This is a genomic window from Pseudoalteromonas sp. APC 3691 (assembly GCF_030408135.1).
In the GTDB taxonomy this organism is placed as follows: Bacteria; Pseudomonadota; Gammaproteobacteria; order Enterobacterales; family Alteromonadaceae; genus Pseudoalteromonas.
The window spans coordinates 23509-38054 of the sequence record NZ_JASDCB010000037.1; the positions used below are offsets into that span (position 1 = coordinate 23509).

The following is a 14546-nucleotide window of genomic DNA, read 5'->3' on the forward strand; positions in this document are numbered from 1 at the left end:
CCTTTTTTGTATTTAGATTACATATATTTTCTTAAATATTTTTTGAATACCGGATCTGTTGCAGCCAACTCTTTTTGCTCAGCTAATATCTCTTTTAAAATAGCACCTGAGGTAAGCGGGTTTGCAAGTACCACTCTAAATACAACTGTAGGTTGATTATCGTATTTAGAAGGCGTTAAACGAGTACGTGATACAAATGAGCGACCAGACTCTCGCTGACGTTTTTGCATACTGGCAGTAAAACGATTCAATGAAGCAAAAATATCTAACCGAGTTGCAGCATCTGCATCGGCTATTGCTTGTTTAATTTGCTTAGGTACATAACGATACGTTAATAAGCACAATTCAGGTTCTGAAATAAGCTCAAAGTCTTCATCAGCTTTAATTAAATCAGCAAAGTAATGTGCTTTTTTGATGCTTCGATCAATCAGCATTTCGTAACCTTTACGACCAATAACACGTAAGCAAGCATGTACTAACATTGCCATACCAGGTCGGCTGCCTTCAAGCGTGTGGCTACCTAAGTCTTTTGAACCTTTACGTAATATGTACTCAGCGTGATGCTCTATTGCATCTGTGGCAGCGGGATCTTTAAATAAAACTAAGCCAGCTCCCATTGGTACATACATTTGTTTATGTGCATCGATGGTAATTGAATCTGCTCGCTCAATCCCTTTTAGTAAAGGGCGATGCGTGTTCGATAAAAGGGTCGCTCCTCCCCATGCAGCATCTACATGAAAATGGCAGTTAATGTCTTGTGCTAAGTCGGCCATTTCATCAAGTGGGTCAATATTACCGGTTTCGGTTGTACCCGCTACCCCAATAATCGCCATTACTTTAATGCCTTGCGATTCAAGCTCACGTGCTTTTTCGCGCATAGCTCCTACATCAACTTTATTCTTTTCGCAGGTTTTAATACCAATTAAGTTATCGCGACCAATACCGAGTAAATCAACTGATTTACCTAATGAGTAATGTCCGCGTTCTGATATTAATACTGCTAAACCTTTATAGCCGTAATGCAGCATACCGGCAATTAGGCCTTGTGCGCCAATACCTCTAAAATCACCATCGGGTTTTAATAAGCGGTTTCGCGCAATCCAAAGCGCAGTAATATTAGCAACCGTTCCACCTGAGCAAAATGCACCTAATGAGGTTTTAGCACTGTGCATCCATTTAGAATAAAACGAATCTTCTTGCCCATAAGCTAAATGATGCATCATTCCAAGCACTTGACGCTCAAGAGGCGTAAACGCTTTAGACGTTTCTATTTTTACTAGATTTTGATTTAGCCCTACCATCAATTTTGATAGCGGTAATAAAAAATGCGGCAAGGCAGAGGTCATATGACCAATAAAGCTAGGCGCAGCTGTATGCACAGAATGCGCAACAAGTTGCTCCATTATGTCTTGGGCATAAGCAGATACAAACGTTGGATCCTCTGGGATCACTGCCGACTGAAAATCTTTTTCGATTTCATGTAATGGTTTTTCAATTGCCGCTATATTTTCGTTTAGAAAACCTGCTAAATTACTCGAAATTTCAAGCTCGATTTTGCTTAAAGTTGAGTCTGGCGCTTCAGGTACAGTAAATATACGCTTAAGGCTTTCTTTAGAGGCGACGGCACAACGCTTTTGATCCATCTCAATACCTAGTGTGTGTAGCTAAAACACGCGCTTACCCATCAAAAACGCCTATTTTTTTAGGACATTTAGAGCAATCGTGTTTCTTTAAAAATTGCGCTAACTTTACTGCAATATAACTAAAATGTCTCGTTTAAACCTATAAAAGCAATCAAAGCGATGACAAAAAAATGATAATTTAATTAAAACTCTACCAAACCTAATTATTTATTGGGCATTTACTTATTTTGGGTATAATAAATTTGATAACAAAAAAGGGACACATATGCCAGAAGGAAGAGTCAAAGTTAGTTGGATAGTGGCAGGCTTTAGCTTGTTTTTAATAAGCTTGCTTACCTACGTTTACTACACTTACCAAACTACGCGTGCTGAAATAATGCAGTCGGTTGATAATCGCTTACTTAATGCCGCCACCAGCGTTAAACATATCTTAGGTGAAAATTACCTAAGTGCGGTTAATCAAGGCGACAACATAAGTTTTTCTTACTATCAAAATAAGAGTAAACAGCTCTCTGAGTTCGCTCAAGCACTTGATATTGCTTATGTGTATTCAATGATTTTAAAAGACGGAAAGGTTCTTTTTAGCTCATCAAGCTACACGCAAGACGATCAGAATAATGGCAAAGTAACTCAATTTTTAGATCTCTACCCTGAAGCTACCGATGCCAATATAAGTGCTTTTTATTCAACAGAACCTATATTTGAAATATCGAGCGATCAGTGGGGCCACTTTAAAACTATTTTTATTCCTTACGTTGACCCTATTAACGGCAATACCTATTTAACGGGTGCCGATATAACTATTTACAATTTAAACGAACAACTTAAAGAAAGTGTGTCGAAAGCTGCTGCAATGGCTAGCTTCTTCTTTTTTATCGCGATACTTGTTGCCGCTATATATATTTATTTACTAAAGCGCTCTTTAGCAACTGACTCTAGTACTGGTTTTTCAAATCATATTGCTCTTGAGTACTTTATTAAAAAAAGTAATGCACATCACATGCAGTTAGCCGTTATTTGGGTTAATGAAATAGAAGATATAAACAGTTTCTACGGCACTGAAGTGGGTGATAAAGTAATGAAAAACTTACTTATTCACTTTAAGCTCAGAAGCTCTGCGCATTGCCATATATACAGGCTAGCAACCAATAAAATAGTATTACTCGCGCCAAAAGAAATGAGTAATGACGAATTTACCGAGCTCGTAAAAACATATAACTTTAATACCCCAGTGTTAACTGATCCTTTTATTTATATAACCCTATGTGCAGGTATTGCCAGTGGTAATAAATCGCTACTACTTGAAAACGCTCATATAGCAGCGCTGCAAGCTAAACAAGGCAGGCATAATGTAGTTAACTACTCAAAAGCGCTACACGATGTAAAAACGCAATATCAATACAATGTAGAAATGGCTAAAGAGGTGCGTGAAGCGTTTGATAACAACCGTATAGTGCCTTACTTTCAACCCATTATTGATACTAATACCAATAAAGTTGTTCAATACGAATGTTTAGCTCGAATGGTAACAGCCCAAGGTGAAGTATTAAAACCTGATGCATTTTTAAATGTTGTTACTCGCTCAAGAATGGACGGCATACTGACCCGTACTATATTTTCACAATGTGTTAGTCGCTTTAGAAAAACAGATATTTGCTGGAGTTTAAATATAACTGCACAAGATATGCTCGACCCTAATTTAAGTGAGTTTATTGCGGACGAACTTAAGCGTTATCCGCATCCTGGTAATATCACACTAGAGCTTTTAGAAACCCAAGCTATTGCTAACTTTTCTGAAGTAAAAGCATTTATTGGAATGGTTAAAACGAAAGGCGTTAAGGTTATTATTGATGACTTTGGTAGTGGTTATTCAAATATATCAAACGTACTTAAGCTTGAAGTAGATGGTATTAAGCTCGATGGCGCACTAATAAAGCAAATAGTGAATGACAAAGACATCTACTTGTTTATTGAACATATAGCCAGTTTTGCTAATCAACTTGGTTTACAATTAATGGCAGAATCCGTAGAAAATGCAACCATAGTAACCGCACTTAAAAAGGCGAATGTGACACTAATGCAAGGCAACTATTTTGCCCACCCAGTGCCACATGTTAATACGGTTACAGAGGAATTAGCACTTTAACTTACTTTAGCAAGGTAAGTTTATAACGAGTCGGTGGCTTTGCTGGCCACTGGCCCAGTATTTACGCTCAAAAGGCGTAATTGCATCGTTTGACTCATAAAGTGTTACATCGCAAGGGTTGCCTGTTAATTCAAGCGCCCGAGCAAACTCCTTAACGTAAATATCCCAATTGCTGCGCACTTCTAATTTTCCACCTAACTTAACGATAAATGGAAAAATAGCTGCGCCATGCCAGCGCCTACGAATATGCTTAGATTTAGGCCACGGGTTTGGATACAACAAATAATGGTGCGTAGGTTGCCAATTAGCAGCAACCGCTAAACGCCAAAAGTCATTTAAGTCTGCTTGCACTAAGATGTACTGACCACTGTCGGTTTGCTTATATTCAACATCGTGCTTATCTAAGCGGTGCGACGATTTATCAATACCGATTACAAGTGCATCAGGATGGCGCTTAGCTAAGTTAGCTGAGCTTTCACCTACGCCACAACACGAATCTAAAATAAGCGGGCCACTAAAGGCTTGTACTTTGGCATTAACCTCGTCAAATGCGGCTTGGGTATGAGCTGCAATTGGCTTTTTAAATTCAGCATCTAAGTGCTTATTTACTATTTCATCAAGCTTTTCGTGAATACCCGCTTGATTAGATACAATACTACGTGAATTTGCATCACTCATTAGTGTCTTAGCCCCACACCTTTTTTGATCAATGTAAGCGCCAATGTAAATAACGCTGTTATAAATACTAAAATAACCCCAAGAGCCACGCTCAAATCAACATCCGACACACCTAAAAAGCCATAACGAAATGCGTTAACCATATAAATTATAGGGTTGATTTGTGATACATTCTGCCAAAACTCAGGCAGCAACGTAATTGAATAAAATACACCGCCTAAGTAAGTTAATGGCGTTAGTATAAAGGTGGGGATAATGCTTATATCGTCAAAACTATTTGCGTAAATTGCATTAATTAAACCACCTAAAGCAAACACAGCTGAGGTTAAAATAACCGTCGCCATAATTACAAAAATATTATGAATTTGGATATCAACAAATAATAACGACACACAGGTCACTATAAAGCCCACCATAATACCGCGTGTCATACCGCCACCCATATAACCTAGAACAATGATGTAGTTAGGTACAGGTGCAACTAAAAGCTCTTCAATGCTTTTTTGAAACTTTGTTGAGTAAAAACTAGAGGCTACGTTGGAATAGGAATTAGTAATAACCGACATCATTATAAGGCCAGGTACAATAAACTCCATATAACTAAAGCCGCCCATATCACCAATACGTGAACCAATTAAGTTACCAAAAATAACAAAATATAAGCTCATCGTAATTGCTGGCGGTACTAAAGTTTGCACCCAAATACGTAAAAAACGGATACACTCTTTAATCCATAAACTCTTTAAGGCTACACCATATTTAAACATTTATTCGCCCCGCCCTTGCTCTAGTAATCCTACAAATAACTCTTCTAATCTGTTTGCTTTATTTCGCATACTCAACACAGTATTACCTTGAGCTGTTAATGCACTAAATACAGCATTTAGCCCTTGAGATTTAGCGACTTCCACTTCAACAGTATGATCGTCCGTCATCGTAAACTTATAACCTTCAAGCGTGACAGGGCTTGCTGGCACTTTTAAGTCTAAAATAAAGGTTTCTTTATCAAGTTTTGCAAGCAATGCTTTAATAGTAGTGTTTTCAACAATTCGGCCATTATCGATTATGGCGATGTTTTTACACAGTAACTCTGCTTCTTCAAGGTAGTGTGTAGTTAAAATAATAGTAACGCCTTGCTCATTTATTTGGCGTAAAAAATCCCACATTGAACGACGAAGTTCTATGTCTACCCCCGCTGTTGGCTCATCAAGTATAAGCAACTTAGGTTCGTGCATAAGGGCACGCGCAATCATTAATCGGCGTTTCATACCGCCTGAAAGCGTACGTGCTTGTTTGTCTTTTTTCTCAAGTAAGCCAAGCTGCGCTAAGTACTTATCAGCACGTTTGTGGGCTTCGCCACGTGGCACACCATAATAACCGGCTTGGTTAACAAGTATTTGGCTAAGTGTTTCAAACTGACTAAAGTTAAACTCTTGCGGCACTAAGCCTAAATGCGCTTTTGCAGCTTCTAAATCAGTATCAATATTACAACCAAATACTTCTACCTTGCCTTTTGTTTTATTAACAAGTGACGAAATAACACCAATAGTGGTTGATTTACCTGCTCCGTTTGGACCAAGTAGAGCGAAAAAGTCGCCCTCTTTAACTTGTAAATCAACGCCTTTAATAGCCTCAACACCATTTTTGTAAACCTTGGTAAGGCCTTCTATATTTAAAGCAATATTTTGCTTATTCATTACTTACCCTCACCATAACCCCAACGTTTTGTTAGGTTATGTTCAATGTTTAAATGATCTAAAATTCTTGCCACCATAAAATCGACTAAGTCTTCAATACTTTGTGGCTTATGATAAAAACCAGGCGCTGCTGGCATTATGGTCACACCTAAACGAGATAACTTAAGCATGTTTTCTAAATGAATTTCGTTAAATGGTGTTTCGCGCGGCACTAAAATTAACTGTCCGCGTTCTTTAATAACGACATCAGCGGCGCGCTCTAATAAGTTATCTGACGCCCCTACTGCAATTGCAGAAACCGACCCAGCACTGCATGGACATACCACCATTTTTTTAGGTGCAGCAGAGCCCGAAGCCACAGGGCTAAACCAGTTATCTTTACCGTATACTTTTAACTGCTCAGATTTAGCATTAAACAGCGTACTTAACTGCTCAGTGGCTTTATCTTCGTTACCAGAGAGCTTAATATTTGATTCTGTATCAAGCACCACTCGTGCTGCACTTGAGATAAGTACGTAAACTTGAAATTGCTGCTCAAGCAATACTTCAAGCAACCTTAAACCATAAGGTGCACCTGATGCACCGCTAAAAGCGAGCGTAATTCTATCTTTAAATTGCACACTATTCTCCGCTGTATTTATCAGCTAAACCATCAACAAGGTGTTGATGAAGGCCATTAAAACCACCATTGCTCATAATTAAAATATGTTGATTAGGCTCAATATTTTCAAGCACCGTATCAATAATTGTTTGTGTGCTGCTAAAGCACTGCATACCCGCTTTATCTGCTTGCTCTTTTAGCGACCAATTTAGATTCTCTGGTTCAAAAAGTAGTACGTCATCAGCATCACGCAGTGAATCTAATAATGTATATTGATGCACACCCATTTTCATGGTGTTTGAGCGCGGCTCTAAAATAGCGATAATTTTTTCATCGCCTACTTTCGCGCGCAGTCCTGCAAGCGTAGTTTTAATTGCTGTTGGGTGATGCGCAAAATCGTCATACACCTTAATATTATTTATATCAGCCTTTAGCTCCATACGCCTCTTAGGGCTAATAAACTCACTTAAGGCATCAATACTATGATCAACAGCTATACCCACATGGCGCGCTGCTGCGATAGTCATAATTGCATTTTTAACGTTATGTTCGCCTATTGCTTGCCAGCAAACAGTGCCCTGCTTTTCGTTATTTAAAAGTACATTAAACTCACTACCATCGGCTTTTATTAATTCATAGCTCCAATCATCGCCTAGCGTTTCGCTTTCGCTCCAAAGCCCTTGTGCTATTACGTCATTAAGCGCTACGTCTTGCTTAGGCCAAATTACCTTGCCGCTTTGAGGTAATGTACGCATTAAGTGATGAAATTGTTTTTTTATTGCGTTTAAATCTTCGAAAATATCAGCGTGATCGAATTCAAGATTATTTAAAATAAGTGTACGCGGAAGGTAATGGACAAACTTACTGCGCTTATCAAAAAAAGCAGTGTCGTATTCATCGGCTTCAATAACAAAAAATGGCGTTTCACCGACTTTGGCCGATACACCAAAATTTTGGACTATGCCGCCAATTAAAAACCCTGGTTTTAAACCTGCGTACTCTAACACCCAAGCAAGCATACTTGCTGTGGTTGTTTTACCATGCGTACCGGCGACAGCAAGTACCCACGAGTTTTGTAATAAATTATGTTTAAGCCATTCAGGGCCTGAGGTGTAAGGCAGACCTTTATCAAGCACATATTCTACGCACGGGTTACCACGGCTCATTGCATTACCGATTACTACCATATCTGGCTTTGGCTCTAATTGAGATACGTTGTAGCCTTGAGTCAGTTCAATGCCAAGCTCTTCAAGTTGCGTACTCATTGGTGGGTAAACGTTTTGATCAGAACCCGTTACTTTATGACCTAATGATTTAGCAATGGCTGCAATTCCACCCATAAACGTGCCACAAATGCCCAAAATATGTATATGCATATACTTTCCTTAAATCGTATGCTCACTTTACAGCTATGCAAAGTTTAGTGGCGCTATAATGCCAAAATTCGTGCTTAGTTACTATGTACGTCTGCACAATTCACTCGTGCCAAAAACACGTTAATTAGTTTTTTAAACGCTAAAAATCAAAGAATAGGCAAGTTCACCTACCCTGTATTGCTTTTAATCAATTATTATCAATGTTATAAACCAGCTTGCTGTATAACTTTAAAACTTAAAAACTTAAAAAGGACTTAATATGAAAAAACTATTCTTTATAGCCTGTATTTTACTTAGTCAAAAAAGCTTTGCTTTGGAATTTGCTAAGTACCCAATAGAACTAAGTTCGGGCGAAGGCGTTAATGTTGTTATTGCCCCAACAACAGATAAAAAACAAGCTTTAGTAAAAGTAACAGGCATAAACCATGATATTGATGGCATTGTATTTTTAACCGATTTAAAACCTCATGGTAGTAATAAAGCTTACAAATATACTTACGATGGTACACAAAGAAGTTTAGTAAGTGTTGAGGAAGCCTACCGCTGTTGCTCTTACAATCTTTATATTCCAGACACTCGTGATGGAATTTACTTATCAAAAAAAGAAGAGTCAAACCCTGCCATTGTTGAAGATTTAAAAGCGCAATACGATCAACAATTAAATAAAGGTACTCAAGCTAAACTAGCGAAGTTTAATCGTGAAAAGCATTTAGGGTATCAACAAAAAAATATAGCTGCCGCTAATAGCGAAATAGATAAGCAATGCGGATTAAAAATAAATACCAATGTTGATTGGGAAAGCATTGATGATGAAAACCTAAAAGAATATCCAGTGGGTTCATTTTGTGCACAAGTTGCAAACGAAATGGCATACATGTGCGAAAAAGACCAAAGTTTTAAAAACGATATAGCTCAGTTCAATGCTATCGAATGTAAATTTACTAATGAGCTAAAACTACGTAAAAATGGTAATACACTTATATTTAAAACAGCGCCAAAAGCCGCTAACCAACGCCGCTTTATTGAAGCTTATTTATTAAATTTATAAGCTGAGTTTAAAACCAAAAAAAGCACCTAAAGGTGCTTTTTTTGGTTTTACTAATTAAGTTTGTTTATAGCGTTAAAAATACTATCAAACCTATACCGAGCAATAAACGATATATCACAAATGGCAACATACCCATTCGCTCTATTACTTTTAAAAACATAAATATACAGGCATAAGCCGATAAGAACGATAACACCACACCTAGTAATAATGTATTCCAATCAACCACATGGTCACCCAAAGCAAGCTCTGCAGTATAATAAAGCCCCATCATAGAAATAATTGGAATTGCCAGTAAGAACGAAAAACGCGCTGCGCTTTGCTTATTCATTCCAAGCATTAAACCAGCAGTCATCGTGATACCTGAGCGAGAAGTTCCCGGGATCATTGCAACAGCTTGTGCAAAACCAATAATAAGTGCTGTTTTCCAATTAAGCTGATAAATAGTTTTAATTTGCTTACCTTTTACATCCGCGTACCAAAGCAATAAACCAAACACAATTGTGGTAGTAGCAATTACCCAAGCGCTTCGTAGGTACAACTCTATAAAGTCTTTTAAAAGTAAGCCTAAAATAGCGGCAGGCACAGTGCCTAAAATTATCCACCAACCTAGCTTACTATCATCAGTAGTACCCTGTGCTCCAAAGGATTTAAACCACGCACTGAGTATGTCGACGACCTCTTTGCGAAAATAAATAACAACGGCAATTAAAGTACCAACATGTACTGCCACGTCAAACGCAAGCCCTTGATCTTCCCAGCCTAAAATTTGCGATGGGAGAATTAAGTGCGCAGAACTAGATATTGGTAAAAACTCAGTAAATCCCTGTATGAGGGCTAAAATAATTATTTCGATGATACTCATGGGTTAGAAAACTCCACCTTCCATAGCTTTTGTTGAGGGTTATTATATTCATTCCATAACTGCGCAATCGTTTGTTTAGCTACAGGATGATAGAAATCTGGGGCAACCTCGCTAAGAGGTTGTAATACAAATGCGTTTTTAGTTATTTCATCTCGTGGTAATTGTGCTGGAGAAGCGCAAATTACATCATCATAAAATAGTAAATCTAAATCGAGCGTTCGTGGACTAAATTTTTTATCGTTCGCTGTGCGTCCATTATCACGCTCTATTTGTTTTAATAAAGCGCATACATCAACAAGCGACATATCAGTTGTAGCGCCAACGACTGAATTATAAAAATTATTGCCAGCAAACCCAACTGCTTCACTTTCAAAAACAGACGAGTGTACAATATGTTCAAAGTGCTGCTTAAGTGCAATTAATGCACATTGTATATAATGCGCTTTATTTATATTTGACCCTAGGCTGATATAAATTTGAGCCATTTAGTCAGTTGCCTTAACACGTGTAATTTCAACACCTACAGTTTGCGCTTGTGCTACTGCTGCTGGTTTACTTACTCTTATAGTAACTTGTGGAGTATTAAACTCGCTTAAAATAATATGCGCTAATTGTTCAACTAAAGTTTCTAGCAACTCTACAGGTTTTAAAGTGCAGTGCTCAATAACTCGCTCACTTACTTTTGAGTAATCGAGTGCTAAATTAATATCGTCATTTTCAGCTGCAGGCTTAATATCGCTTAGCATTTCAATATCAAAATAAAGGCTCTGTTTACTTTCTTTTTCAAAGTCGTACACTCCAATAATAGTGTCGACGTGCAATTGAGATATAAAAACCTTATCCATTGATACTCCAAATAACAACAAACTACTAAGCAACTATACTAAGCATCAATAAAATTAATACTGTATATGGTTTAGCCAGTGTTTAAATATGTAAAAATAACTTCTACAATAGCAAAATAACTAAACTAGCTATTAAATAGCCTGTTAATAATTTTTACGATAAATTTTGCTGCCAATAATAGCCTAAAAGCACTATCAATTGGTATAGCAATTAAAAAATAAGGAAGCGCGTGTTAGCCACTATAATGTTTGTTTTAGCTTATTTACTTGGGTCGATTTCGTCGGCTATTTTAGTGTCGCGGTTGTTCAAACTCCCAGACCCTCGTAATAGTGGTTCTAATAACCCAGGAGCTACAAATGTTTATAGATTAGGCGGAGCATTTCCGGCTTGCTTGGTTCTAGTGTTTGATATTTTAAAAGGCACTATTCCGGTATGGGGGGCTTATTTTTTAGAAGTTGAACCTTTAGAGCTTGGTTTAGTCGCAGTAGCTGCTTGTTTAGGTCATATGTACCCACTGTTTTTTAGCTTCAAAGGCGGTAAAGCCGTAGCAACGGCATTTGGCTCATTATTACCTATTGGCTTATCATTGGCAGGTTTACTTGTGTGTACTTGGTTAGTTATAGTGGCAATAACACGCTATTCATCACTGGCGGCGCTTGTAGCTGTATCTTTAGCGCCCTTGTATACATGGCTAATAAAGCCACTTTATACTCTTCCCGTTACTTTTATCACGCTGTTAATTATATTTCGTCACCGTACTAATATTATTCGATTATTTAGTGGGGAAGAACCAAAAGTGGGTGCTAAAAAAGCACCCAACGATGAAAACAAAAATATCTAAAATATGAGTCATTAAATCGGCTCAAGGCTATCTATAGGCCAACGAGGTTTTGTTTTCATATCAAGCGTGGCAAATTGCCCTGCTTTTAAACGTTGCATTCCGGCATAAGCAATCATTGCACCATTGTCGGTACAAAATTCAGTACGCGGATAAAAAACTTCGCCTTTCATACCTTTCATTACGCGTTCAAGCTGCAGTCGAAGCTGTGTATTTGCACTTACGCCACCGGCGATTACTAAACGCTTAATACCTGTTTGTTTAAGCGCTCGCTTGCACTTAATAACCAGCGTATCAATAACCGCCGTTTGAAATGCATGCGCTATATCAGCTTTAGTTTGATCGTCGTCGTCATTTTCACGAATCGTGATTGATGCCGCTGTTTTTAAACCACTAAAACTAAAATCAAGACCTGGCTTGTCGGTCATAGGGCGAGGAAATACAAAGCGCTTTGCTACGCCTTGTTCAGCCATTTTAGCTAAGCGCGGGCCACCGGGGTAATCAAGACCAAGTAACTTAGCCGTTTTATCAAAGGCCTCGCCTGCGGCATCATCAACTGACTCACCTAGTACTTCGTATTGTCCAATACCCGCTACTTTAACCATCATGGTATGACCGCCCGATACAAGCAATGCAATAAACGGAAACTCAGGGGTATTTTCCTCAAGCATCGGAGCAAGTAAATGCCCTTCCATGTGATGTACTGCTACCGCAGGTATATCCCAGCCGTATGCTAATGAGCGACCAATAGACGTACCTACCAATAATGCACCAACTAGACCTGGGCCTGCAGTATAAGCAATACCGTCTAAATCTTCAGGGCCACAACCTGCTTGTGCAAATGCTGCATCTATAAGTGGTAATGTTTTACGAACATGATCGCGCGATGCAAGTTCCGGCACTACACCGCCGTAATCAGCGTGTACTTTTACTTGGCTGTATAATTGATGAGCTAACAAGCCTTTTTCGTCGTCATATATTGCAATACCCGTTTCATCACATGACGATTCAATGCCTAAAATTCGCACTGTACTTCTCCTGCCTTTTAAATTCTACTTTGCTTCTTTTATAACGTAAGACCAATATTTGTTTGGCCATCTTCAAGGGCAAACTTTTTGAGTGCCTTTACGCTATCAGAGGTAATACGCCCCATATTTTCTACAAAATCAATTAGCTCACCTAATACTTCAATTTCGTACTGCATTAATGGGTGCTCTCTCACTGCTGTGTTATCAGCAATCTCACCTTCAACCGTCATTTGATATTCAATAAAGCGAGCCACTGTTGCTTGAGATATTTTGCTCACACTAATGAACTCTTGCTCATCTTGCGCCACTAAACCGTGCATTAAGCTAAGTAAAGACGTTGCAGCATCAATAGCAGGATAAGTACCAAACATATCAAAATCAGCAAGTTCAGGAACATTTGGCTCTATTTTTTCAACTTGTTTTTCGAGATCTATTTTACTTTTAGGCAGTAATATTTTTTCCCAACAAACATTAAGCGAATTACGTAATAAGGTTTCATCACCAAAACCTGTTGCTTCGCTAAATAAACCGTAATTTGGCAGCATTCGCTCTATTAAAGCACTTGCTAAAACAGCCTTTTGTAAATAGTTAAGCTCTCTAATACGCTGAAAATTATTTGCTTTAGTCATTCTTTAACGTCTCACACGACCAACAAAAATCAAATGTTGATCCATTATGCTCATTACAGTTAGGGCACACCCAATCTGGAGCGGATTGTTTTACTTGTTGATAGTTTACCAATATTTGGCGCGCATGGCGCTCTTTTATCGCATAAACCTGCACACTAACTTGCGCCTGATCAAATGGAATTTCTCCTAATGCGCCTTGGAGCATCTCGCCTTTTATTTTACATTCAATACCACCAGTTTGTATTAAACCTTTAATAATATTAGCTTCAAGGGTGTTTTCGGCTTTATAAATTGTGATCCACTGAAAAGAGCTATCTGTTGTGTTGTTATTATTAATATTTTGCAATACTCACCTCATTTATTTTGTGTTAACAATATCCTACGCTAAATTATTAGCATACTAACATGCTGCACTTTTAAGGAATCAACATGACACTAACAACTCCGGGCTTACTTTTTCCGGCCATATCGCTGCTATTACTTGCCTATACAAACCGATTTTTAGTTTTAGCGCAATTAATTAGGGAGCTAAATGCGCGTGAAGGTGAATCTATTCGGCCTGTTGTAGTGGCTCAAATCACTAACTTACGTAAACGTATTAAGCTAATTAGAACGATGCAAGTGTACGGGGTAGCCTCTTTTCTACTGTGTACACTATCAATGTTTGCATTATTTATTGAGTTTAATGCCACAGGAATTATTTTATTTGGCATTAGCTTAGCTTGCTTAAGTTTATCGTTATTAACGTCTTTATTTGAAATACATATTTCCTGTGATGCAATCGAGATAGAACTACAAAGCATTGAAAATAAACCGCTAAGCAGCCGAATAAATAGAAATTTTGTAAAATAGAGTCTTATAAATAAAACACTCTATTATTTGTCACAATCATGTTGTATGAACGCCCCTTTTTGGGGCGTACTTTTTTATTAATTAGGGCGTGTTGATCTTTGTGGTATGAAAAACAAACAGCATGAAGATAAGGTATAATTGAATTCGCCAGAAAACTTTACACCGAACCTACATGCCAAGATTAATGTTAACAGACGGGACATGGAATGTCTTATCAAAAGTAATGTACTTAAGTGGTCGAATTTATAATAAGCCCGACCATAGAAAAACGCTCGAAGGCATACTGTATAAGATGCGCA

Annotated in this window: 16 protein-coding genes and 1 pseudogene; 5 read left to right on the forward strand and 12 right to left on the reverse strand. The window is 38.1% G+C overall.

Annotated elements, in window-relative coordinates; all coding sequences use genetic code 11:
* Positions 1–17: 17 nt before the first annotated feature.
* On the reverse strand, positions 18–1643 hold the full coding sequence (gene panP / locus QL998_RS12665) for a pyridoxal-dependent aspartate 1-decarboxylase PanP (RefSeq protein ID WP_290192825.1): 1626 nt from the start codon (positions 1641–1643) through the stop codon (positions 18–20).
* A gap of 265 nt (positions 1644–1908) precedes the next feature.
* On the opposite strand from panP, the gene QL998_RS12670 reads away from it, so the two are divergent.
* On the forward strand, positions 1909–3789 hold the full coding sequence (locus tag QL998_RS12670) for a GGDEF domain-containing protein (RefSeq protein ID WP_024604062.1): 1881 nt from the start codon (positions 1909–1911) through the stop codon (positions 3787–3789).
* Between the two features lie 6 nt (positions 3790–3795).
* Here the strand turns inward: QL998_RS12670 and QL998_RS12675 are convergent, their stop codons facing one another.
* Genes QL998_RS12675 through mpl form a run of 5 tightly spaced genes read right to left on the reverse strand, consistent with a single transcriptional unit; the run spans position 3796 to position 8141 of the window.
* Entirely contained in the window at positions 3796–4467 is a 672-nt protein-coding gene (locus tag QL998_RS12675) for an SAM-dependent methyltransferase (protein WP_170071966.1), read from the reverse strand.
* A complete protein-coding gene (locus QL998_RS12680; protein ID WP_007584748.1) occupies positions 4467–5234 on the reverse strand; it encodes an ABC transporter permease in 768 nt (255 codons plus the stop codon). Before QL998_RS12680 ends, QL998_RS12675 begins: the two co-directional genes overlap by 1 nt.
* The gene (locus QL998_RS12685; protein WP_182196679.1) at positions 5235–6164 is read right to left on the reverse strand and encodes an ABC transporter ATP-binding protein; all 930 of its coding nucleotides are present in this window, start codon (positions 6162–6164) and stop codon (positions 5235–5237) included.
* The gene (locus QL998_RS12690; protein WP_024600592.1) at positions 6164–6784 is read right to left on the reverse strand and encodes a flavin prenyltransferase UbiX; all 621 of its coding nucleotides are present in this window, start codon (positions 6782–6784) and stop codon (positions 6164–6166) included. Before QL998_RS12690 ends, QL998_RS12685 begins: the two co-directional genes overlap by 1 nt.
* A gap of 1 nt (position 6785) precedes the next feature.
* Positions 6786–8141 (reverse strand): UDP-N-acetylmuramate:L-alanyl-gamma-D-glutamyl-meso-diaminopimelate ligase, encoded by a 1356-nt coding sequence (mpl, locus tag QL998_RS12695; RefSeq protein ID WP_290192826.1) that lies wholly within the window; start codon positions 8139–8141, stop codon positions 6786–6788.
* A 259-nt stretch (positions 8142–8400) separates the two neighbouring features.
* On the opposite strand from mpl, the gene QL998_RS12700 reads away from it, so the two are divergent.
* Entirely contained in the window at positions 8401–9189 is a 789-nt protein-coding gene (locus tag QL998_RS12700) for a hypothetical protein (RefSeq protein ID WP_290192827.1), read from the forward strand.
* A 64-nt stretch (positions 9190–9253) separates the two neighbouring features.
* Here QL998_RS12700 and QL998_RS12705 read toward each other — a convergent pair whose 3' ends face one another.
* Genes QL998_RS12705 through folB form a run of 3 tightly spaced genes read right to left on the reverse strand, consistent with a single transcriptional unit; the run spans position 9254 to position 10899 of the window.
* Positions 9254–10054, reverse strand: a complete 801-nt coding sequence (locus QL998_RS12705; RefSeq protein ID WP_290192828.1) for an undecaprenyl-diphosphate phosphatase — start codon at positions 10052–10054, stop codon at positions 9254–9256.
* Entirely contained in the window at positions 10051–10539 is a 489-nt protein-coding gene (gene folK, locus QL998_RS12710) for a 2-amino-4-hydroxy-6-hydroxymethyldihydropteridine diphosphokinase (RefSeq protein WP_024604057.1), read from the reverse strand. Before folK ends, QL998_RS12705 begins: the two co-directional genes overlap by 4 nt.
* Positions 10540–10899, reverse strand: coding sequence for a dihydroneopterin aldolase (gene folB, locus QL998_RS12715; protein WP_024604056.1), 360 nt, complete (start codon positions 10897–10899; stop codon positions 10540–10542).
* Between the two features lie 230 nt (positions 10900–11129).
* On the opposite strand from folB, the gene plsY reads away from it, so the two are divergent.
* A complete protein-coding gene (gene plsY / locus QL998_RS12720; protein ID WP_024604055.1) occupies positions 11130–11741 on the forward strand; it encodes a glycerol-3-phosphate 1-O-acyltransferase PlsY in 612 nt (203 codons plus the stop codon).
* Positions 11742–11752: 11 nt separating this feature from the next.
* Here the strand turns inward: plsY and tsaD are convergent, their stop codons facing one another.
* From tsaD to QL998_RS12735, 3 genes are read right to left on the reverse strand one after another with little or no spacing between them, the layout of a single operon-like run.
* Positions 11753–12766, reverse strand: coding sequence for a tRNA (adenosine(37)-N6)-threonylcarbamoyltransferase complex transferase subunit TsaD (gene tsaD / locus QL998_RS12725; protein ID WP_165744224.1), 1014 nt, complete (start codon positions 12764–12766; stop codon positions 11753–11755).
* A gap of 38 nt (positions 12767–12804) precedes the next feature.
* Positions 12805–13395 carry a YjaG family protein gene (locus QL998_RS12730; RefSeq protein WP_002961040.1) on the reverse strand — a complete coding sequence of 197 codons (591 nt, stop codon included), beginning with the start codon at positions 13393–13395 and terminating at the stop codon, positions 12805–12807.
* Positions 13388–13741, reverse strand: a complete 354-nt coding sequence (locus QL998_RS12735) for a DUF2007 domain-containing protein (protein ID WP_165744225.1) — start codon at positions 13739–13741, stop codon at positions 13388–13390. The genes QL998_RS12730 and QL998_RS12735 overlap by 8 nt, the downstream gene beginning before the upstream one ends.
* An 83-nt stretch (positions 13742–13824) precedes the next feature.
* Between QL998_RS12735 and QL998_RS12740 the strand changes: the two genes are divergently transcribed.
* Together QL998_RS12740 and QL998_RS12745 are read left to right on the forward strand one after the other, a co-directional pair.
* Complete coding sequence (locus QL998_RS12740) at positions 13825–14247, forward strand: DUF2721 domain-containing protein (RefSeq protein ID WP_002961042.1); 423 nt, start codon at positions 13825–13827, stop codon at positions 14245–14247.
* A 172-nt stretch (positions 14248–14419) separates the two neighbouring features.
* Positions 14420–14546 (forward strand): annotated as a pseudogene (locus tag QL998_RS12745) (IS5/IS1182 family transposase); the annotation flags it as partial.